This window comes from Flavobacterium zepuense, from assembly GCF_007097145.1.
In the GTDB taxonomy this organism is placed as follows: domain Bacteria; phylum Bacteroidota; class Bacteroidia; order Flavobacteriales; family Flavobacteriaceae; genus Flavobacterium; species Flavobacterium zepuense.
This window is the reverse complement of record NZ_VJVZ01000012.1, coordinates 38,245-58,876: the sequence shown is the minus strand read 5'-3', so window position 1 is coordinate 58,876 and position 20,632 is coordinate 38,245. Positions and strand designations below refer to the sequence as shown.

Here is a 20,632-nt window from a genome sequence, read left to right as displayed (position 1 = left end):
TGTTCAAACTGTACTAATGCCATAACATAATTTAAGTAAGAAAAATTGAAACTATTGAATTTGTAATATTTTAAGATATTATGGCGTATTTAGTTAAATAACACCCTATAAAATAGGTGTTAACATAGTTTAACTTCAATACAACAAAATATTTTTTTTTAGAAAGCTTCCTTTGCCTAACTAAAATATTACTACATGAAATCAAAAATTACCTTACTGAAAAGCTGTGTTTTACTTGCCTTACTACAAGTACCTGCGGCAGGCTTCGCATCAAACTCTGAAGCCCATCTTGTTTCTAATTCAAAAAATAGCTTCCCGGCCATTGCATCAATTGCATCGCAAATTGTAACGCAACCGCAGTCTGCTGCTGCGTGTTTAGGGGAATCTGCACAATTTACGGTCGTGGCCGATGTTACCGGTTCAGCCGTGTACTCATGGCAAAAAAACGGTGTGCTGTTATCTAATGGAGGTGCCATTAGCGGCGCAGATACCCCAACGCTTACTATCACTAATATTACGGCAAATGATGCCGCTGCCTATCGTTGCATGATTGTAGACCTATCTGGCGCACAATATACAAACGATGCCTATCTTAACACAACCATTGCACCTATAAATGACGTAACTACCTGCCTTAACGTAACCTCATTTATACAGGCAGAGGCACAGGGTGCATATACACAATACCAATGGTATGCATCAGCATCAGCCGATAGCAATACAGGAGGTACACTTATAGCTAATGCCAATGCATCAAGCTATTCGCCGGCTGTAAATAATGCAGGTACCACATATTATTATGTTGAAGCCTATCCTGCAAGCTATCAATGCGCAAAAGTGACTTCTAACGTTGTGGCATTTACGGTTACAGCATCAGCCGCGGGTACGGTATCTGACAATGAATTTATTTGTCCGGGAGAAACAGTTGTTGTAACACTAACAGGCTACAACGGCACAATACAGTGGCAACAATCGCTTGATGGACTTAATAACTGGCAGGATGTTACAGGCGGTACCGGTGCTACAACAGGTAGCTACACAACACCGGCGCTGGTTAGCTCTACCTATTACAGGGCACAGGTAACAAGCAATAGCTGTGGAGTTGTATATTCTGATACTGTTGGTATTACCGTTAGTGGTGTGTTTGTGTGGATAGGTGCAGACAATACCGACTGGAATACTGCCGACAACTGGTCGTGCAGCATGGTGCCTACTAAAGAGCAGCACGTTATAATACCATCGTTCCCGGCTTACCAGCCTGTAATTACAGGTGCAACTGCACTTGCAAAAAGCCTTACTATAGATGAAGGTGCATCGGTTACCGTTACTACCGGCGCAACACTTAATGTATCTAAAGATGTTAGTGTAGATGATGGCGCAACCCTGCTTATACAAAACAATGCAGCGTTAGTACAGGACGACGAGGTAAACAATTCAGGACTTGTGGTAGTTAAAAAGAACAGCAACCCATTGTTCAGGTTAGATTATACTATGTGGTCATCACCAGTTAGTGGCCAGCCAATAGGCACATTTTCTCCTTTTACAGTGTCAACCCGCTTTTATACTTACGATGGCGCATCAGACCAATATGCTACATTGGCCGATCTTACTCAAAATTTTGAGCCTGCAACAGCTTACCTTATCCGTATGCCTAACTCTATAACAGGTACTGCAACAGGTGGTTATTATGACGGTACTGATACACACTCATATCAGGGTAATTTTACCGGAACCCCACATAACGGTACTATTAATGTTACGCCAAATACATTAGGTAACAGGTATATGGCAGTTGGTAACCCGTACCCATCACCTATAAGCGTTAAAGAGTTTTTTGAGCAAAATGCAGGCGTGCTTGATTCGCTTTCAGGGTTTTATATGTGGAGAAAGAAAAACGACGGTGCTGTTTCTACTTATTGTACTTTAACAATGGCTGGCCTTGTGGCAAATGCTGCAACATCTGAAACAACCGGCGAAGACACCGAGGGTTATATGTATGGCGGGCAGGACCAGTCAATGTACTACGATATAAATGATGACAATGCCAACTGGATGATATCTGCCGGGCAGGGATTTATTGTAAGGGCAAAAGAGGACGCTACAGGACAGTTAACATTTAATAATTCTATGAGAAGGGCAGCTGCGGCAGGCGGTAACCAGTCATTCTTTAAAGGTGCCCAAAATAACGCTGCTACAGCATCGCGCTTATGGGTAAATATTAAAGGTGCGGGCAGCTTTAGCCAGACTGCTATTGCTTATATAGATGGAGCAACCACAGGTTTAGATTATGGTTATGATGGTGCAAGGCTAACAGATAATGGTAGTACCGAACTATATACTACCGTTGCAAACAAAAATCTTGCTATACAGGCAAGGCCGGCTTTTACATCGTCTGATGTTGTTGCTATGGGATATAAAGCCATTGCTGCCGGTGAATTTACAATAGCGTTAGACCATTTTGATGGCGTATTTGCACAAGGCCAAGATGTTTTTATAAAAGATAATTTACTAAATGCTACACATAATCTTAGTGAAGGTGCCTACACTTTTACTACAGATGCAGGTACATTTGCAAACCGATTCGAAATACTATACATGCCTCAACAGGCACTTGATACTAATGAGTTTGCATTTGATGCTAATAGCGTAATTGTTTACCAAAAAGACGGGGTTGTAAACATTACAAGTGGTACAGCGATTATGAATAATGTAACTGTTTACGACATTAGCGGAAGGAAATTGTATGGCCAGTCAGACATTAATAATACTAACGCCACCATAAGCGGTCTTAAAATTCAACAGGAAGTAATTATTGTAGAAATTAATACCGAAAAAGGGCGTGTAGCTAAGAAGATAATTTTATAAACGCCTTATATTAAATCAGTAACAAAGCACATGCATTTGCATGTGCTTTTTACGTTTAATGATTTCTCCAATAAACTCAGTAAGTGAGTCAATATTATTTTATTTATGATCTGATTAATTATTTATGTATTGATTTTTAGTTAATTAGATTTTTTTTATTACATTTGAATTACATATTTATAAACACACGTTTTAAATATGATTAATAAATACCTTGCTATTTAACAACAGTGCATGTGAGTTCCCACATATGCACTGTTTTTTTATGTACCTGGCATCTAAAACTAAAAATATATATCTTTTTATTAAATGCTCCAATGTGTAAACGCTGAGGTATTTTTTTATGGTAGAGACGCAATGCCTTGCGTCTTTAGGAAACAATATCATTTTATTAATCAGGATGCGAAACGCAAAGCATTGCGTTGCTACAAGTAAGTTTACGCCATAGCTTTGCAACTCGCTAACTTTAACTATATTTGCCGATTAATAGCTGCCTTTACAGGTAAGCCTCCACTTCGGCAGGCTCAGGACAAGCTGCCCAACGAAATTGATATACGAAGAAGATGAAGCATATTAGGAATTTTTGCATTATTGCCCACATAGACCACGGTAAAAGTACGCTGGCCGACCGCCTTTTAGATGCTACCCAAACGGTTACAAAACGCGAAAGCCAGGCACAGCTGCTTGATAACATGGATTTGGAACGTGAGCGCGGTATTACCATTAAAAGCCATGCCATACAAATGGAGTATACCTATAAGGGGCAGGAGTATATACTTAACCTTATAGATACCCCGGGACACGTAGATTTTAGCTACGAGGTGTCGCGTAGTATTGCAGCCTGCGAAGGTGCACTGCTTATTGTAGATGCTGCCCAGAGCATACAGGCGCAAACCATATCTAACCTTTACCTTGCGTTAGAGAACGACCTGGAAATTATCCCGGTGCTAAATAAAATTGACTTACCAAGCGCCAACCCGGAAGAGGTTAGCGATGATATTGTAGACCTTTTAGGCTGCAAACTCGAAGATATTATACCGGCCAGTGGTAAAACAGGCCTTGGCGTAGAGGCTATATTAGCGGCTATTATAGAGCGTATACCGGCGCCAAAAGGCGACCCGGATGAGCCATTACAGGCACTTATATTCGACTCGGTTTATAACCCGTTTCGTGGTATAGAGGTTATCTTCAGGGTAATAAATGGTAAAATTACCAAAGGCCAGAAAATTAAATTTATGGCTACCGGTAACGAATATTATGCCGATGAAATTGGTACGCTTAAACTAAACCAGGTTCCTAAACAGGTTGTTGGGGCAGGAGATGTTGGATACCTTATATCTGGTATTAAAGAGGCTAAAGAGGTTAAGGTGGGCGATACGCTTACCGATGCCAAAAACCCTACGCAAAATATGGTAAGTGGTTTTGAAGATGTTAAGCCAATGGTATTTGCGGGTATTTACCCGGTTGATACCGAAGATTATGAAGAGCTTAGAAACTCGATGGAAAAACTACAGCTTAACGATGCATCGTTAGTATTTTCACCGGAAAGTTCGGCAGCACTGGGCTTTGGTTTCCGTTGCGGCTTCTTAGGGATGCTGCACATGGAAATTATCCAGGAGCGTTTAGAGCGTGAGTTCGATATGACGGTTATTACTACGGTACCCAACGTATCGTACCTTGCCTATACTAAAAAAGAACCTGAAAAAGGGCTTATTGTAAACAACCCGAGCGATTTGCCCGAGCCTTCCAAACTAAGCCATGTAGAGGAGCCGTATATTAAAGCTACCATCATTACCAAGTCTGACTTTGTAGGCAACGTAATGGGCCTTTGTATAGAAAAACGTGGTATTATTACCCACCAGACCTACCTTACTACAGAGCGTGTAGAGCTTAACTTTGACATGCCGTTGGCCGAGATCGTATTCGACTTTTACGACCGCCTTAAAACGGTTTCTAAAGGTTATGCCTCGTTTGATTATTCGCCTATAGGCATGCGTACCTCAAAACTTGTACGTCTTGACATATTGCTAAATGCACAGCCTGTGGATGCATTATCTGCACTGATACACGAAGACAACGCCTACAACATTGGCAAAAAAATGTGCGAAAAGCTTAAAGAACTTATACCGCGTCAGCAGTTTGATATTCCTATTCAGGCCGCTATTGGTGTTAAGGTTATTAGCCGCGAAACCGTTAAGGCCTTACGTAAAGACGTTACCGCTAAATGTTACGGTGGCGATATTTCGCGTAAGCGTAAACTTCTTGAAAAACAGAAAAAAGGTAAAAAACGTATGCGTCAGGTAGGTAACGTAGAGATTCCGCAAGAGGCATTTATGGCGGTACTTAAATTGAATGACTAATCTTTTAGATTTTTAGATAAAAGAGATAGATAACAGACCCGGTACTTATGTGCCGGGTTTTTTTGTAGATTTATTTAAAATCTTAAAAATTATGAAGCAGAATATTACCAGCGAGGAATTTATCACCAAACTAAAATCCGCTGAAGAGTTCTATGACGAAATTTTCAATTTTGGGAAAAATGATATTATTTTTCCAGTAGAGTTACTTTATAATATAAGATTTTCAAATTGTTCATTTACGGGCCAAGTTTTAAAAATTGAACATATTAATCAGCCTGATAAAGGCTTATATTTTTTAGAATGTACGTTTAAATGTCAGGTAGAAATTTTCAACTGTAATTTAGATATGTTATGGTTTGAAGAAACTTTAGAAATAGAGAAGCTTTCACTAAAATCATTTAAAAACTTTCAGTCAAAAATTAAAGATTTTAATTTTAGTTATGATCTGAAGAATAAAAATGTCCCTATCTTAAATACTATTTTTGATTTTAGAGGAGGTGAATTTTCTGATGTTTTTCGTTTTGAAAATGTATATATGGGTAAGGGCGAATTTAATTTTCATAACAACACTTTAGGATCATCAAATAATGATGATGGTTTTAAAAAAGTTTCCTTTCGACAATCTAACATTCACAACGTACTTTTTCAAGACAATAAATTTCTTTGTGAAACGACATTCTTTCAATCTAAATTTAAATATGATTCTGAAAAATTGAAAAGTAAAAGATTTAAATCAACTACTTTTTATAATAATCATTTTGAAAAAACTGAGTTTAGCAGTGCAATGTTTAACAGAATTTGCGTGTTCCATAGATGTAATTTTAACGGTACAATTAGTTTTAGGAATCTAAGAAATGATTGTGAAACAAGCTTAAAAATTTATTATTGTAACTTTAATGAAGATGCAGATTTCGAAAGATTACAAATTAGTTTTTTGGATATATTTGTTACTACGTTTGCAGATATATGTTCTTTTCAATCTGCGAAGTTAAGTGTTATTAATCTTGATAAAACAATTTTTGAAAAAGCTGCTTTTTTTGATGAAATCAAAATAGATAGCTTGAACTTTTGTAACAGAAAATCTATACGAACAATAAAACAACAACTTCAAAAAACTGAGAATAAAATAGATTATAATCGATTTAGAGCCTATGAACTATCTGCTTATTACCAGGAATTAGGATGGGGATGGAAAAGAGGTTTCAAAGATAAATTTATTTTAGGTGCAACGAAATTGTCAACGGGATTCGATCATAGCTGGAGAAGAGCATTAATTTTTACTGTTTTAAGTGGAGTTTTTTGGTTCAGTGTATTGTATTTCATTGAATTTTATGTAGCTTTAAATTTGAATAATGATAACCAAAGCTTTACCTCAGGGTTGTTCCGTTTCTTTTTGGTAACGGACTTTTACAGTCCTTTTATGGAGCGGCAATATCTTAATAATGGCTTTAGTTGGATAGTGTTTTTCCTCGGCAAAATCTTCATTGCCTTTGGTATTTACGAAATGATACAGGCATTCAGAAAGTTTAAAGCGTAACTAATAATACACAACATTTTTCACCCGCCGTCTTTGCGAGGAGGAACGACGAAGCAATCTCACTCGTAACTCTATTACTATTCTCCGGCATGGCAAAACATAACCTAAGCTATAAGTGAGATTGCTTCGTCGTTCCTCCTCGCAATGACTTCGACGGATATAGTACGTCTTAACCTAAAAACCAGCTGCTCTGTACCTTTGTCACTCTGTAACTTTTAAAGTACCTTTGCTACTTTCTGACTTTCTAACTTTACGACTTTACAAACTCTCATGATAGAAGATAAAAACCAGCAACGTACCAGCCTGGGCAACCTTGGCGAATTCGGACTTATAGAACACCTTACCCACGATATTACAACAAGCAATGTGGGTACCCTTAAAGGTATTGGCGATGATGCTGCCGTGCTTGATTTTAAAGATAAAAAAGTGGTGGTTTCTACCGATTTGTTGGTGGAGGGCGTGCACTTCGACCTTGCCTACATGCCGCTTAAACACCTTGGCTATAAAGCAGTTGTGGTAAACGTAAGCGATATTTATGCTATGAACGCTGTGCCAACACAAATCACGGTTTCTATAGCGGTGTCTAACCGTTTTCCGGTGGAGGCGTTAGATGAGCTGTACGACGGTATTAAGCTTGCTGCAAAGATATATGGCGTAGATATTGTGGGTGGCGACACTACATCGTCTCAAAAAGGGATGATCTTAAGCATTACCGCTATTGGTGAGGCTGACGCCGATGCTATTGCCTACCGAAATGGCGCCGGCAGTACTGACCTTTTAGTGGTTACCGGAGATGTGGGCGCTGCTTACATGGGGCTGCAGGTTTTAGAGCGCGAAAGGCAGGTGTTTCAGGTAAATCCGCAAAACCAACCCGACCTGGATGCTTACAGTTACCTGATTGAGCGCCAGCTTAAACCGGAAGCCCGTAGGGATATTAAAGAGATTTTAAAAGCGCTTGATGTTAAGCCTACGGCCATGATTGATGTGTCGGACGGGTTATCATCTGAAATTATACATATTGCTAAGCAAAGCGGTGTGGGCTGTAATTTATACGAAGAGAAAATTCCGGTAGACCCGCAGCTTATTAACGTATGCGAGGAATTTAACCTTGATATTACTACCGTGGCTATTAACGGCGGCGAAGACTACGAGCTGTTGTTTACCATTAAAATGGAAGACTTCGAAAAGATAAAAGGCAACCCTAACTTTACCATAATCGGTCACATGACCCAGGAAAGCGAAGGTATCCACCTTATTACCCGTGCCAATACCAAAATACCTTTAAAATCAAGAGGTTGGAACGCGCTGCAAAATGAAAGCGAAGAGTAAATTTTAGTTTCAGGTCTAAAGTTTCAGGTTTCAGGTTGCCACTCATGTGCAATAGCCATTCGAGTAAGCAACCTGAAACTTTAAACAATTTTAAACCGCCTCCGGCGCTTCTTGGCAAAGCTCTACCAAAACACCATTAGTGCCTTTTGGGTGTAAAAATGCAACCAGCTTATTATCAGCGCCTTTTTTTGGTGTTTCGTTAAGCACGGTAAATCCTTCGGCTTTAAGACGGGCAATTTCTGCCGTAATATCCTCTACATCAAATGCTATGTGATGAATGCCTTCCCCCTTTTTCTCTAAAAATTTGGCAATGGGGCTATCGGGCGTGGTGGCTTCCAGGAGCTCAATTTTATTCGGGCCATTCATAAAGAACGACGTTTTCACACCTTCGCTCAGCACCTCTTCCATTTTATAGGGAGGTGTGCCCAGCAGTTTTTCAAATAAAGTATTAGATGCTTCAAGGCTGTTTACAGCGATGCCAATGTGCTCAATTTTTCTCATTTGGACTCTGAGTTTAGTAAGTAAACGCCTCTTTGTGCTTTTCTATAAAATCAGCCCAGCGGGTTGGCTGTTTTCCGGTAATTTCATAAAAATTATCAAACACATCATCAGCCCCGGGAATCGATCCTTCTGCATAACGGATGTAATGCTTGTACACACAATCCATATACGCCATATCGGCACCGTTAGCTTTCATCGTTTTTAAAAAATCTTCAGGTGGGTGAGGTACGTACTTAAACGGCTTGCCTATAGCTTCAGTAAGCAGGTCGGCAATATCGTAGTAGGATTTGGCATCGTAACTCAGACGGTAGGTCTTACCGTTATGAATTTCGGGCTTTAATAACGCCTGTGCCGCCACGGCCGCAACGTCGTTAACATCTACCCAGCTTTTGCGGGCATCTTTAACATATTGAATGATGATTCCATTCTTAATAACCGGAGCACCACCATAACTTAGTAAATTTTGCATGAATGTTTCAGGGCGAAGGTGTGTAAAAGAGAAGCCTGCCCATTCTATATAGCGCTCAACGAGCTGGTGCCATGCCCAGTGGGCCACGGTGGTATCATCCCTTCCACAGGCGCCAAGGTGAACAATATGTTGCACGCCGCTCTTTTTAGCATAATCGATAAGTGATTTGCTTTGCCTAAGCATGTCTACCGTGTAACCCGTTACTATAAACAGGCGGTTAACATTTTTTAGAGCTCTGGTAAATGTAGCCTCGTTATTCAGGTCGATTAACACAGAAGCAATCCCCCTTTCGGTAAATTGTTTTGCTTTTTCGGTACTGCGCACTGCTGCAATTATTTGGATGCTATCGTCTTGTACACTTTCTAAAAGCTCAATAGTTTTTAACCCAACCTGGCCCGTAGCGCCAATAATTAATATGTTTTGTTTTTGAGTACTCATTGGTTAACTGATTTTCAAAAATTGATAATTTATGCTTGTTTGTATCTGCAATTTATCAATAATTTTTGATAGTGGGGTGTGAATTATATGAAAAAACTAAATGGTATATTATTCAATAAAGATTACATCTTTGAGGAAGTTTTACTTATACTACACTTTCCAATCCCTAAACTTTTCCCAACACATACCACTACTAACTTTTGAAAGCCCGAACTTTAAAACCCAAACGATTAAAATTTTGAGTATTTTTGCAGGATGGAAACAAATAGGCAAAAAAAAATAGGCGGACTCCTGCAAAAAGACCTTGTAGATATCTTACAGGGCGAAGTGCGCAAAAACGGCGTGAGCAACCTGGTACTCTCTATATCTAAAGTGGTGGTAACTACAGATCTTTCTATTGCAAAAGTATATCTTAGCGTTTTCCCTACAGAGAGGGGCGGCGAAATACTTAACGCGGTAAAAAGCAATGCACCGCTTATTAAGCACGACCTTTCGCAACGTGTAAAACTGCAACTGCGTAAAGTGCCTAACCTGGTATTTTACCTTGATGACAGCCTGGACCGTATGGAAAAACTGGACAAAGAGCTTACGGGCGAAAACAACCCAATTACTAACCCTGAGCTTTTAGACAGGCGTAAGAAACTATAAATCTATTGAGCTTTCCGTTTTACATAGCCCGCCGCTACACCATTAGCAACAGCAAGAGCACTGCCGTAAATATTATTACGCGCATTGCCTCTTTGGGTATTTTTGTAAGTACGGCAGCCCTTTTTATTATACTTTCAGTTTTTAGCGGGCTGAGGGATTTTAGCCTCTCATTCGCCAATACTACCGATCCCGACCTTAAGGTCCTGCCTAAAACAGGCAAGTGGTTCATGGTTTCCCCAGATCAGGAAAAACAGCTTAAAAATATTAAAGACATTGCCGCTTTTAGCCCCGTAGCTGAGGAGCGTGTGATGTTTAGCTATGAAGATAAAGGCTGTGTGGCCTACCTTAAAGGGGTTGACACCCTTTACAATAAGGTAACCCAGATGGACAGTACCCTTTTAGGTGGCACCCGCTGGCTAAAAATGTACACGGGTCAGGTGGTTGCCGGTGCCGGTGTTTTCAGGAAACTTTCTTTGGGGTTATTCGACTTTAACCGTGCCCTTGAGGTTTTTGTGCCCAAAGCCGGTAAGGGTACTATTGATAGCGCCGAGGAGGGCTTTAACAAAGAGCAGTTAATGGTGGTGGGTATTTATTCTATTAACGAGGATATAGATAATCAATATGTGTATTGTAGTATAGACCTCGCACAGCAACTCCTGCAATACAAACCCAACCAGTACAGCGCTATAGAAATTAAGCTTGCGCCAAAGGCTAACGAAGCTGACGTTAATGAAAAATTGCAGGCTATTTTTAAGAACCAGCTTACCATTAAAAACCGCGCACAGCTAAATGATTCCCTCTACAAAATGCTGAATGCCGAGAACCTGGTTACTTACCTGTTCTGCTCGCTTGTGGTAGTGCTTACACTATTTTGCCTTGCCGGGGCGCTTATAATGTTGATACTTGATAAAAAAGAGAATATAAAAACCCTTTATAGTTTAGGTGCTGAGGTTAAAACACTCCGCCGCATCTTTTTTTATCAGGGTATTTTTATAACTGCTTTGGGCACATCTTTCGGGTTGGTGCTTGCTATAATTATCGTGATCCTGCAACAGCAATTCTCACTCCTCATGATAACCCCTACAATGGCTTATCCTGCCGAATTACTGTTTGAAAATGTGGTTATCGTAGTGCTTACCATCTTCACGCTGGGTATCTTAGCTTCGCGCATTGCTGCCGGAAGGGTTGGCGAGGCGTTGTTAGAAAGTTAATAAAAAAGTCACTCCCCCTTAAAAAATTCTGCTATATTTGTTATTCATTTTTATGAATATGATAGTATTTGCTGTCCGCACCCGCTAATAAAAAGGACACCTCTCTTCGCAAACCATAAGGCGCAACACCTGTGCCTGTAGTACTATTCATTAATTTTTCAAACCAAACATATCATGACACAAACAGGGAAATCCCCCAGTGCCGTATCACGTTTTTTCTTATTACTAAAACAATCGCTAAACGGCGAAAGCATAGATTTTACTACGGGCAGCATTCGCCGTGCGGTGCTACTGCTTGCCATACCCATGATGCTGGAGATGATGATGGAATCGGTCTTCGCCTTGGTAGACCTTTACTTTGTGGGCCATTTAGAAAACAGCAGCTTTGCCGTGCAAACGGTGGGGTTAACAGAGTCGGTCCTTACCATCATATACTCCATTGCCATAGGTATGAGTATGGCGGCTACTGCTACAGTAGCACGCCGTGTGGGCGAAAAAGACCCTGTGGCTGCGGCCAAAGCCGGTATGCAGGCCATAATAGTGGCAATAGGTGTTAATATAGTGCTTGCTGTAGTGGGCTTTATATTCGCAGCCGATATTTTAGTAGCAATGGGATCCTCTCAGGCTTCGGCAGAATATGGTACACCATTCATCCAGATCATGATGGGCAGCAGCTTTATAATCATGTTGTTGTTTTTGTTTAACGGTATTTTTCGTGGGGCGGGTAATGCAGCCATTGCCATGAAAAGCCTTTGGATAGCCAACATATTTAATATAATCCTTTGCCCGGTTTTTATAAACGGTTTTGGCCCGATACCCACCTTTGGGTTAACCGGCGCTGCCATTGCAACCACTATCGGGCGCAGTATAGGTGTGTTGTACCAGGTATACAACCTGTTTAATGGCAAAGGCATGCTAAAAGTGGTAGCATCCTATTTTATTCCGGATATGGAGCAGATAAAAGTATTGGTAAAAATTGCCGCACCGGGCGTATTGCAGTTTGTAATAGCCTCGTGCAGCTGGATATTTTTAGCCGAACTGGTTGCTACAACAGGTGGTGATGAGGGTTCTGCAGGTTACCAAAGCGCGTTGCGTATTATGATGTTCTTTATGTTGCCGGCATGGGGGCTGAGCGGTGCCGCTGCAACGCTGGTAGGCCAGAATTTAGGGGCTAAGCAGGAAGAGCGTGCTGAGCGTTCAGTTTGGGTTACGGCAAAGTTCAATGTTATTTATATGGGAATCATTATGGTGATAACCTTATTGGCAGCCGACCCGCTCATGTGGTTTTTTACTAATAATGCCGATGTGCACGATATTGCTGTTAAAGCCATACGGATACTTAGCGCGGGTTATATATTTTACGGTATAGGGATGGTACTCATTAATGCTTTTAACGGCGCGGGCGATACCAAAACGCCTACGTGGGTCAACTTTTTTGGGTTCTGGCTGTTCCAGATACCTATGGCCTACCTGCTTGCCAAGCAGTTTAACTTGGGGCCAACAGGTGTGTTCCTTGCCATACCCATTGCCGAAACTTGTATGAGCATAGCCAGCTTTATCCTGTTTAGAAAGGGAAGGTGGAAAAGGATTGCGGTTTAAAGTGTAGAGACGCATTGCTATGCGTCTGTATAAGATTGATAAAACTTGAAATAAAATAACAATATGGCATTTGCTTTACGTAAAGCAAATGCCATATTACTTTTACTATACCTCACTCATAACTTTTTCCAGCGTTTCTAAAAATACAGCCGGTTCCTGAGCGCCTGATATCGCATACTTCCTGTCGAAAACAAAGAAAGGAACCCCACGAACGCCCAATTGTTGTGCTTCATTAATATCATCAAGCACTGCCTCTACATAGGCTCCTGCACCCATAGCCTGGGCAAAGGCATTTCCGTCAAGGCCAAGTGTCGCGGCAAGGGTTACCAGTGTTTGTGCATCATCTATGTTTTTGCCTTCGGTAAAATAGGCGGCAAAAAGTGCCTCCTCGGCGGCCTGCTGCCTGCCGTGCTGTTTTGCAAAATGCAAAAGGCGGTGGGCATTAAAGCTGTTGGCGGGTATAGTCTTATCAAAATTATATTCAAGCCCCACGTTAGCAGCAAGATGCGCTACGTTATCGTTTAGCCCCGTAGCTTCTTCCAGCGATATGCCTTTGTGTTCTGCTAAAAACTGGTGAATGTTCTTAGTGTCATCCGTTTTCATATCGGGCGAAAGCAAAAAGCTTTTCCACTCTATCTCTATATTGTCTATACTCTCTAATTGTGCCAGGGCTACCTCAAACTTGCGTTTGCCTATGTAGCAAAACGGGCACATTATATCGCTCCAGATCTCTATTTTCATGGTAATAAATTAAGTATGCAAAGGTAGTAAAACAAAAATACAGGTGGTGAGTCCTTTACTATCGTATAGTAAGGAAATAAAGGAATCAAAATGTGACAAATGTCAACGCCATTTTGTGTCATATGGCTTGGTCTTAAGTTTGGGTTTAGCGCCAACTTTGTAAAAGAATTTCAGCATATAAGCTGATGTATTTAACAAAGGTTATAAACCATAATAAAAAACAAAATGAAAACAAGCACTGATTTTACAGCACTTACCGTACCTACACAATTTGCAGATGTTAACGGAACCGCATTTGCTTACCGCCGTTTTGGTAAAAAACAAAACCTGCCCCTTGTATTACTGCAACACTTTACAGGTACTTTAGAGAACTGGGACCCTTATGTGCTGGATGGTATCTCTAAAAACCGCGAAGTAATTATTTTTGATAATAGGGGCGTTGCCGGTACAGGAGGCGAAACACCCGATAGTATTGCCGCTATTGCCAAAGATGCTATTGCATTTATTGATGCGCTGGGACTTGAAAAAATTGATCTGTTAGGCTTTTCTATGGGTGGTATGGTTGCACAGCAAATTACACTAAACAGGCCAGAGCTAATAAACCGCCTTATACTTGTAGGTACTGCACCAAGTGGCGTGCGGGATATTGAAACTTTTAGCCCTGAAGTTTGGGCAATGTTTGAAAAAGAATACAACCAACCCGATGAACTTTTGCTGGAAACCTTATTTACGCCATCGGCGGCAAGCCAAAAAGCGGGCAGCCAATTTTTAAACAGGATAAGGGAAAGGGTTGTAGATCGCGACAGTAACATTACCGATAAGGTAGCGCCTGCTCAGGCAACTGCCATAGCGGGATGGTCTCAAATAAACCGCGGTAATTTTGACTATCTTAAACTCATTAAACAACCTACGCTGGTAGTGAGTGGAGATAGTGATATCATTTTCCCTACTGTAAATTCGGTATTATTACAGCAAAACCTGCCCAATGCACATCTTATAATTTATCCTGACTCTAACCATGGTGCGTTGTACCAGTACCCCAATCTTTTTATAAGCCAGGTATCGCTCTTTCTTGAAGGTGTAGAATAATTTAGTTACCTTATACTGCAAAAGCCCTTTACAATTTAAGTAAAGGGCTTTTGCATATAGTAGTAGTTATTAACGGTTTATAAATTCGCCCGTATACGGCTTAAGGTTTCGCGGGAAATACCCAGATAAGAAGCCACCATGTGCAATGGTACGCTATTAAAAACCCCGGGGTAAGTTTGCTGAAAGTCTAAATATTTTTCTGAAGCCGTATGGCTAATTAGTGAGAAGATGCGCCTTTGGCTGGCTTCATAACCTCTTGCCAGCAGTTCTTCGTTAAACTTGCGCATAGCAGGAATGGTTACCAGTAAATTGTCCCATGCCTGTTTTGGCCATACAATCACGGTACTTGCCGCGAGTGCCTCAATATTATATTCTGATGGTTTTTGGTGGTTGTAGCTTTCCTGGTCGCTTATCCACCAGTTTTGTATTCCAAAGCGGGCAGTATGGTCGGTGCCTTCTTTGTCATAACGGTACAGCCTGAAACAACCCGAAGCGATAAAGCAGGTTATGGCCCAAACTTCGCCCTCGTGCAGTATAGACTGCCCTTTGCGCAATTTTCTTATACTGCTGGCTTCCTGAACTATTTTTAGCTCTTCACTCGAAATTTCAACCTTCTGGCTAATGTACTTTTCAAATATCTCAAACATAAATCCTATTTTAATAGAAATGCTTTAAACGATGACTAAGCCACCACATAAAATCAATATAATAACCGTATAACAATCCGAATATAAACGCTATAATAATAAGTGCCAGCACATCTTCAAGACAATATCTCTTTGGGGATAAACTATTGCGTTGTACTATTGTTAAGATGAGCAGTATTATAAGATGCAGTATAACACAAATTACCATAAAAGCAATAAATGCCATATCTGCTCCACCCGAATGATTGAATAAAAACAGTGAGCACAGTATAAGATAAGCCAAAAAGATGGCACCCTGTCTTAATACGATGTTCTTAATAGGTGTGCTATTGTTATTCGACATCATCGATTCCTTACCAGTTTATAATGTGAGCCACTGTGGTTAAGTACAAGGGTATCGGCTTTAATTTTAAAGTCGTAAGAAATGCTGTTGAGGTCGTCGCCCTTTTTATAAAAATAGATATAGTCATTGCCCGGCAGTTCATCGGGGTCGTTTACGGCAAAATCAGTCCCAACAAAATAGGTTGTAAAATCTTCAAAACCCGTAACCGTACCATTTTGGTTAAAAGTAACCGTAATGGCAGGCTTAGTGCCATCTACGGTATACGTACCTGCAAGGAGTTCAGCATTTACTACCTGCTCTATACCCCAGTCCATACTATCATGAGCCGTGTTAGTGCTCACACGGGTATACGATCGTGATTGTAGTAATTTACCAGCCGCAGTATAGCGGTTCATAAAGAGCAGCGTATCGTTTTTGGTAATAGTATAGGCCAATTCAAAGCTATCGCTGCTTTCGTAAATGTTATGATCGGTAAGCAGGCTATGTGGTGTATGTCCCGGTTTAAAATATATCGTAAGGCTGCTGCCCTCATGATTGTTAAAGCTTATTCCGGCCACAAGGCTATCGGATGCTTCGCTATTTATTACAATTGCTGCCGCGCCACTAAGTTTTTCGTAAGCTTTATAAGGCGATTTGTTCTGCCTTATGTCATTAATGTAATCCGATGTTACCCATACACCCTGTATTACAGGCAGGAACTGCTTTTTAAGGCTTTCTGTGTTCAATGTATCAGCTACCGGCCGGTTGGTTTCTTTTTTATCAGAACCGCAACTCATAGCGAGAATACAGCTTAACAGTGAAACGAGGTTCTTCATCAGTGTAGTTTATTTACAAAAATCGTAATCGCCGGTTTTGCAAGGCTTACCAGTGGTAATAACGGTATGTGCCTGTTGTTTTTCGCCTTTAAGGGCGGCATTCATAAAATCCACAATTTGCTGTTGGCCCTTGGCAAAAAGCTCATCGCTGTATTCGTGCCCGCCACCGCAATAGGTGTACAAATGCGTACTCCCGTTTAACCCGATTATATGGTTGTAAATAGAATATGACCCAAACAGCATTAACCACCCGCTGGAGTTGGTAGGGCAGTAGTGGTGGGCAGCGGTGCCGTAAGGCACGGTGCGGTCGCAGCTGCCGTGAAAAAATAAAGCCGGAATGAGGTTTTGTTTGGTGATAAGGTTAACATCCATAAGGGCACCCGACCCCGATATGATACCTGCATACTTAAAACTTTCAGGCAATTTTTGAGGATACAGTGCCATTATATTCCTATCCCAAAAAGCGGCATGCAGGGCGGTTTCGGCACCGGCACTACTACCCGAAATAAATATCTTAGAAGAGTCTATATTGTATTTTTCGGCATTATTGATGAAGAATAGCGTTGCCTGCCATAGTTGGTTAGCACCTATCTGGAAAGCCTTTACCTTCTCGGTAAGGATACCATCGCAGCTGAATTTCCTGCCCTTCATGTATAATGTATAGGTTATTGAAGCTGCTGCATAACCCTGACCCGCAGCGTATTTGGCTATGTGGTGGCCGTCTTCGCGCTTACCACCGGAAAACCCACCACCGTGCACGTGTATTAGCATGGGCAGCTTATCTTTGCTCTTTGTTTTTGGCAAAAACAGGTCGAGCTCCAGTTTGGTAGTGTCGTTTACAAAATAGGTAAGGGTTTTAAATTCCTGCGCAATGGCAATGTGCAGCGCAAAAAAGGCAAGTAGTGTCAGTAAACTTTTTTTCATAAGAGAGGCTTTGGATGTTTTGGAAAGCACTAAAATACTAATAATATTTTAGAGAGGCTACTTAGATTATACCAATCGGTATATTTAACTTGGGCATAGTCCTAAACCAAAAAAATTATACTGACCGGTATATTTTAGCACATTGCACTATAAAACCACATCGGGTATATTTTGTATAGGGAGTATAATAGTAAAAGTTGTGCCTTTACCCGTTTCGCTTACAACATCTATATGGCCGCTGTGGTTTTCTACAATTTTTTTGCAGAGTGCGAGCCCTATGCCTGTACCGGGATTGGTACTAAGGCGCTTAAACATTTTAAATACCTGGTCGCCATACTGCTGGTCAAAGCCCTCGCCGTTGTCTTTAAAACTTATGCGCGTATAGCGGTGCAGCTTGTTTAATTGCGGATAATTTGCTGTAGCTTCGGGTGTAAGCTCGTTGGCATAAATTTCTATTATCGGCTCGCCGTTGTTAAACTTTATGGCATTGCTAAGCAAGTTAGAGAATAACTGGTTAAGCTGTATGGGTATGCCGTATATGGTGGGCAGGTTGCCATGGTTTATGGTAACACTCTTTTGGTGTGTAAGCAGGTCAAAATCTTCCTTTATAGCCTCAAAAGTGGTGTTTAGGTCAACCTCGGCAAAAAGCTCATCGGCACGCGATAGCTGGGAGTATCTGAGTACATCTTTAATAAGGCTCGTCATTCGCTTGGCTGCCATATTAATTTTGTCGAGGTGGCGGCGGGCTGCGCCCTCATTAGTAATATTGTTTTCCAGCAACTCGGCAAAAACCTGTATTTTTCGTAAAGGCTCCTGTAAATCGTGCGATGCTATATAGGCATATTCCTCCAGCTGCCTGTTCCTGAACTCTATATCTTTTGCATACATCGCCACTTGTTCGTCGGCCAGTTTGCGCTCGGTAAGGTCGCGGGTAACCTTACTGAAGCCTATTATATTGTTATCATCATCATGCAAAGCGGTTATCACGATAGAACCCCAAAAAGCGGTGCCATCCTTGCGCAGTCGCCAACCCTCGTGCATGGCACGGCCGGTATCATGTGCCTGCTTAATTAGTGTTTCCGGAAGCTTGCTTTCGCGGTCGTGGTCACGATAAAATATTCTGAAATTCTTTCCTAAAATTTCCTTTTCAGTATAGCCTTTTATCTTTTCGGCACCTTTATTCCAGTTCACGATAGTGCCTTCGGGATCAAGCAGTAAAATGGCATAATCCTGAACCTCGTCTACCATTTTATGGTAACGCTCTTCGCTTTGTTTCAGGTGCAGGGTGCGTTCTTCCACCTTGCGCTCTAATACCTCAGATACCGACTTGTATTTTAACTCGCTAAAGAGCTCTTCGTTTTTTTTGTGCGATATATTAACCAGCATGTTTATGGTACCGGCAAAATTGCCTAATGCATCATACACCGTGGTTGCGGTGGGTAGTACATTAATCAGTTTGCCATCGGTCAGTTCCAGTATAATTTCTACACCTGTAATTGCACGTTGCTCTTTAAGGGCTATTGCCATAGGGCAAAACTCGGGTTGTACTTCATTACCATCCGGGTTAAAAATCTTAACCTGCCCGCACCATATGGTATCGCCGAGCCTGGGTTTTTGTCCCCATAGTTCTTCGGCAGCCTTGTTAAAAGATGTTATTACACCATTAGCATCGCAACTATAAATTGCAGTAGGAAGCAGTTCTATACTGCCCTGCCCATCGTTCCCCGATAATTCAGGGATACCAAAGGGGCTGTAGGCTTGTGGCTGTATGCTTTCCATTGTGCAGTATTTATTAAGTTATAGTAGTTATTCGCTGTAATCAAGGTAGTACGGCAGCGGCTCGTTATTTAAAACTTTAGTAAGTGCGTTTATAAGTACAGCCATGCCCGACGGTTTTACTAAAAAATGAGCTGCACCAAGCTGCTGTGTTTCCTCTATATCTTTACTGTAAGAAGATGTAGTGTACATTATTATGGGCGTATTGCTAAACCGGCTGTCTTTTTTTAATTGTTGAAGGCATTCCTTACCCGAAAGGTACGGCATATTAAGGTCGATAAAAATAAAGTTGGGACTAAAAGCGGTGTCCTTAGCAAGCAGTTTAAGAGCTTCCCTGCCATTAATAGCCTCTACACAAGTGTACGATTCATTGGCGTTTTCAAGAGCCATTGTAAATATCTCGCGATCATCTTCATCATCATCAATAAGGAAACAAATGTGTTTTTCCATTTTAGGATAATAAATTAATCGTTAAATATACTGCTTTAACTTCCCAAAATTTTAGCTATTATAGTTAAACAGTTGTTAAATCTAAAATCTATTCCAGTTTAAAGAGCTTAATAAAGTTTTCGGTTGGGGTTTCGTAGTAATATTTTATAAGGTCAAATGGCGCGGTATAACTCACACAGGTAGTTATAAGGAAACGTACATTATCTTTATAAAGTTTAAGGGTTACCATGAGGTCTTCTTTAAATGGCGCTGCCTCGGCACCACTAATAACCTTTGCGAGGTCCTGTGCAATGTTTACCGTGCTAAACTTAGGGTCTATATTGCGTATCGTGCGGCAATACAAAGTGTTTATCTTAATATTGTAAAGCTCGTTTTTATCAAGGCCCTTAAGCTTTTCCAGTTCATTTGTCCTGAAAACATAATAGGTAATGCTATTTTGTGGGGTCCAACCGGTGTGGTAGGCAGGGTTTTTGTAGTAGCCGTCTTTGTACTTTTTTATAAGGATGGTGTATAGCGAATCGTAAATGGTAATGTCGCGCAACTCCATGTAGGTAAAGTTTTCGCCATTTTCGCCAAGGCCATTCTGTTCAAAATCAGAAAGATTCTTAAACTGGGCGGCAAGGTTAGCCGGTATTTTGTTGCGGCCCGATATCCATTTTCCGGTATCATTTTGCAGCCAGCCGTACACATCCCACATTTTACCTTTTGCTACAGAACCGATATTTATAGAGTGCGGAGCGGTCATGCTGCCCTGTGCAAAAATAGTAGTAGTTAAAAAACAAATAAACAAGAGGTAGAGATTCTTCATTGTATTTCCCCAAAAAATTAGATTGTAATTTGCTAAAACAAATATAATTTATTTAACAAATAAATAACTATGCTGCTTAAAA

The 20,632-nt window shown here is 40.9% G+C and carries 17 protein-coding genes; 8 read left to right on the top strand and 9 right to left on the bottom strand.

Going from position 1 to position 20,632, the window contains the following annotated elements:
- Window positions 1-195 precede the first annotated feature (195 nt).
- From FMM05_RS16815 to thiL, 4 genes are all read left to right on the top strand, one after another.
- On the top strand, window positions 196-2,865 hold the full coding sequence (locus FMM05_RS16815; RefSeq protein ID WP_143374584.1) for a T9SS sorting signal type C domain-containing protein: 2,670 nt from the start codon (window positions 196-198) through the stop codon (window positions 2,863-2,865).
- 563 nt (window positions 2,866-3,428) lie between these two features.
- On the top strand, window positions 3,429-5,225 hold the full coding sequence (gene lepA / locus FMM05_RS16810; RefSeq protein ID WP_143374583.1) for a translation elongation factor 4: 1,797 nt from the start codon (window positions 3,429-3,431) through the stop codon (window positions 5,223-5,225).
- 91 nt (window positions 5,226-5,316) lie between these two features.
- Window positions 5,317-6,762 carry a hypothetical protein gene (locus FMM05_RS16805; protein WP_143374582.1) on the top strand — a complete coding sequence of 482 codons (1,446 nt, stop codon included), beginning with the start codon at window positions 5,317-5,319 and terminating at the stop codon, window positions 6,760-6,762.
- 270 nt (window positions 6,763-7,032) lie between these two features.
- Entirely contained in the window at window positions 7,033-8,091 is a 1,059-nt protein-coding gene (thiL, locus tag FMM05_RS16800) for a thiamine-phosphate kinase (RefSeq protein ID WP_143374581.1), read from the top strand.
- Window positions 8,092-8,181: 90 nt separating this feature from the next.
- Here thiL and mce read toward each other — a convergent pair whose 3' ends face one another.
- Both mce and FMM05_RS16790 read right to left on the bottom strand, forming a co-directional pair.
- On the bottom strand, window positions 8,182-8,592 hold the full coding sequence (gene mce, locus FMM05_RS16795) for a methylmalonyl-CoA epimerase (protein ID WP_143374580.1): 411 nt from the start codon (window positions 8,590-8,592) through the stop codon (window positions 8,182-8,184).
- 13 nt (window positions 8,593-8,605) lie between these two features.
- Window positions 8,606-9,499 (bottom strand): SDR family oxidoreductase, encoded by an 894-nt coding sequence (locus FMM05_RS16790; RefSeq protein ID WP_143374579.1) that lies wholly within the window; start codon window positions 9,497-9,499, stop codon window positions 8,606-8,608.
- A gap of 255 nt (window positions 9,500-9,754) precedes the next feature.
- Between FMM05_RS16790 and rbfA the strand changes: the two genes are divergently transcribed.
- The 3 genes from rbfA (at window position 9,755) to FMM05_RS16775 (ending at window position 12,957) form a co-directional block, all read left to right on the top strand.
- Entirely contained in the window at window positions 9,755-10,147 is a 393-nt protein-coding gene (gene rbfA / locus FMM05_RS16785; protein ID WP_143374578.1) for a 30S ribosome-binding factor RbfA, read from the top strand.
- A gap of 5 nt (window positions 10,148-10,152) precedes the next feature.
- Window positions 10,153-11,358: an ABC transporter permease gene (locus FMM05_RS16780; protein WP_143374577.1), complete on the top strand. Its 1,206-nt coding sequence runs from the start codon at window positions 10,153-10,155 to the stop codon at window positions 11,356-11,358.
- A 174-nt stretch (window positions 11,359-11,532) separates the two neighbouring features.
- Window positions 11,533-12,957: an MATE family efflux transporter gene (locus FMM05_RS16775; RefSeq protein WP_143374576.1), complete on the top strand. Its 1,425-nt coding sequence runs from the start codon at window positions 11,533-11,535 to the stop codon at window positions 12,955-12,957.
- 105 nt (window positions 12,958-13,062) lie between these two features.
- On the opposite strand, the gene FMM05_RS16770 is transcribed toward FMM05_RS16775, so the two are convergent.
- Window positions 13,063-13,698 (bottom strand): DsbA family oxidoreductase, encoded by a 636-nt coding sequence (locus tag FMM05_RS16770; RefSeq protein WP_143374575.1) that lies wholly within the window; start codon window positions 13,696-13,698, stop codon window positions 13,063-13,065.
- Between the two features lie 225 nt (window positions 13,699-13,923).
- Here FMM05_RS16770 and FMM05_RS16765 point away from each other — a divergent pair, with 225 nt between their 5' ends.
- A complete protein-coding gene (locus FMM05_RS16765) occupies window positions 13,924-14,787 on the top strand; it encodes an alpha/beta fold hydrolase (protein WP_143374574.1) in 864 nt (287 codons plus the stop codon).
- 77 nt (window positions 14,788-14,864) lie between these two features.
- Here FMM05_RS16765 and FMM05_RS16760 read toward each other — a convergent pair whose 3' ends face one another.
- The 6 genes from FMM05_RS16760 to FMM05_RS16735 form a co-directional block, all read right to left on the bottom strand.
- A complete protein-coding gene (locus tag FMM05_RS16760; protein WP_143374573.1) occupies window positions 14,865-15,434 on the bottom strand; it encodes a Crp/Fnr family transcriptional regulator in 570 nt (189 codons plus the stop codon).
- A gap of 342 nt (window positions 15,435-15,776) precedes the next feature.
- Window positions 15,777-16,592, bottom strand: coding sequence for a hypothetical protein (locus FMM05_RS16755; protein WP_143374572.1), 816 nt, complete (start codon window positions 16,590-16,592; stop codon window positions 15,777-15,779).
- Between the two features lie 9 nt (window positions 16,593-16,601).
- Complete coding sequence (locus FMM05_RS16750) at window positions 16,602-17,516, bottom strand: alpha/beta hydrolase (RefSeq protein WP_143374571.1); 915 nt, start codon at window positions 17,514-17,516, stop codon at window positions 16,602-16,604.
- A gap of 147 nt (window positions 17,517-17,663) precedes the next feature.
- Window positions 17,664-19,295 carry a PAS domain S-box protein gene (locus tag FMM05_RS16745; RefSeq protein ID WP_143374570.1) on the bottom strand — a complete coding sequence of 544 codons (1,632 nt, stop codon included), beginning with the start codon at window positions 19,293-19,295 and terminating at the stop codon, window positions 17,664-17,666.
- Window positions 19,296-19,322: 27 nt separating this feature from the next.
- Complete coding sequence (locus tag FMM05_RS16740) at window positions 19,323-19,742, bottom strand: response regulator (RefSeq protein ID WP_143374569.1); 420 nt, start codon at window positions 19,740-19,742, stop codon at window positions 19,323-19,325.
- An 88-nt stretch (window positions 19,743-19,830) separates the two neighbouring features.
- The gene (locus tag FMM05_RS16735) at window positions 19,831-20,550 is read right to left on the bottom strand and encodes a hypothetical protein (RefSeq protein WP_143374568.1); all 720 of its coding nucleotides are present in this window, start codon (window positions 20,548-20,550) and stop codon (window positions 19,831-19,833) included.
- Between the last annotated feature and the right edge of the window lie 82 nt (window positions 20,551-20,632).

Coding starts and splice junctions, on each gene's coding strand:
- FMM05_RS16815 (WP_143374584.1), top strand. CDS start 196: ATGAAATCAAAAATTACCTTACTGAAAAGCTGTGTTTTACTTGCCTTA.
- lepA (WP_143374583.1), top strand. CDS start 3,429: ATGAAGCATATTAGGAATTTTTGCATTATTGCCCACATAGACCACGGT.
- FMM05_RS16805 (WP_143374582.1), top strand. CDS start 5,317: ATGAAGCAGAATATTACCAGCGAGGAATTTATCACCAAACTAAAATCC.
- thiL (WP_143374581.1), top strand. CDS start 7,033: ATGATAGAAGATAAAAACCAGCAACGTACCAGCCTGGGCAACCTTGGC.
- mce (WP_143374580.1), bottom strand. CDS start 8,592: ATGAGAAAAATTGAGCACATTGGCATCGCTGTAAACAGCCTTGAAGCA.
- FMM05_RS16790 (WP_143374579.1), bottom strand. CDS start 9,499: ATGAGTACTCAAAAACAAAACATATTAATTATTGGCGCTACGGGCCAG.
- rbfA (WP_143374578.1), top strand. CDS start 9,755: ATGGAAACAAATAGGCAAAAAAAAATAGGCGGACTCCTGCAAAAAGAC.
- FMM05_RS16775 (WP_143374576.1), top strand. CDS start 11,533: ATGACACAAACAGGGAAATCCCCCAGTGCCGTATCACGTTTTTTCTTA.
- FMM05_RS16770 (WP_143374575.1), bottom strand. CDS start 13,698: ATGAAAATAGAGATCTGGAGCGATATAATGTGCCCGTTTTGCTACATA.
- FMM05_RS16765 (WP_143374574.1), top strand. CDS start 13,924: ATGAAAACAAGCACTGATTTTACAGCACTTACCGTACCTACACAATTT.
- FMM05_RS16760 (WP_143374573.1), bottom strand. CDS start 15,434: ATGTTTGAGATATTTGAAAAGTACATTAGCCAGAAGGTTGAAATTTCG.
- FMM05_RS16755 (WP_143374572.1), bottom strand. CDS start 16,592: ATGAAGAACCTCGTTTCACTGTTAAGCTGTATTCTCGCTATGAGTTGC.
- FMM05_RS16750 (WP_143374571.1), bottom strand. CDS start 17,516: ATGAAAAAAAGTTTACTGACACTACTTGCCTTTTTTGCGCTGCACATT.
- FMM05_RS16745 (WP_143374570.1), bottom strand. CDS start 19,295: ATGGAAAGCATACAGCCACAAGCCTACAGCCCCTTTGGTATCCCTGAA.
- FMM05_RS16740 (WP_143374569.1), bottom strand. CDS start 19,742: ATGGAAAAACACATTTGTTTCCTTATTGATGATGATGAAGATGATCGC.
- FMM05_RS16735 (WP_143374568.1), bottom strand. CDS start 20,550: ATGAAGAATCTCTACCTCTTGTTTATTTGTTTTTTAACTACTACTATT.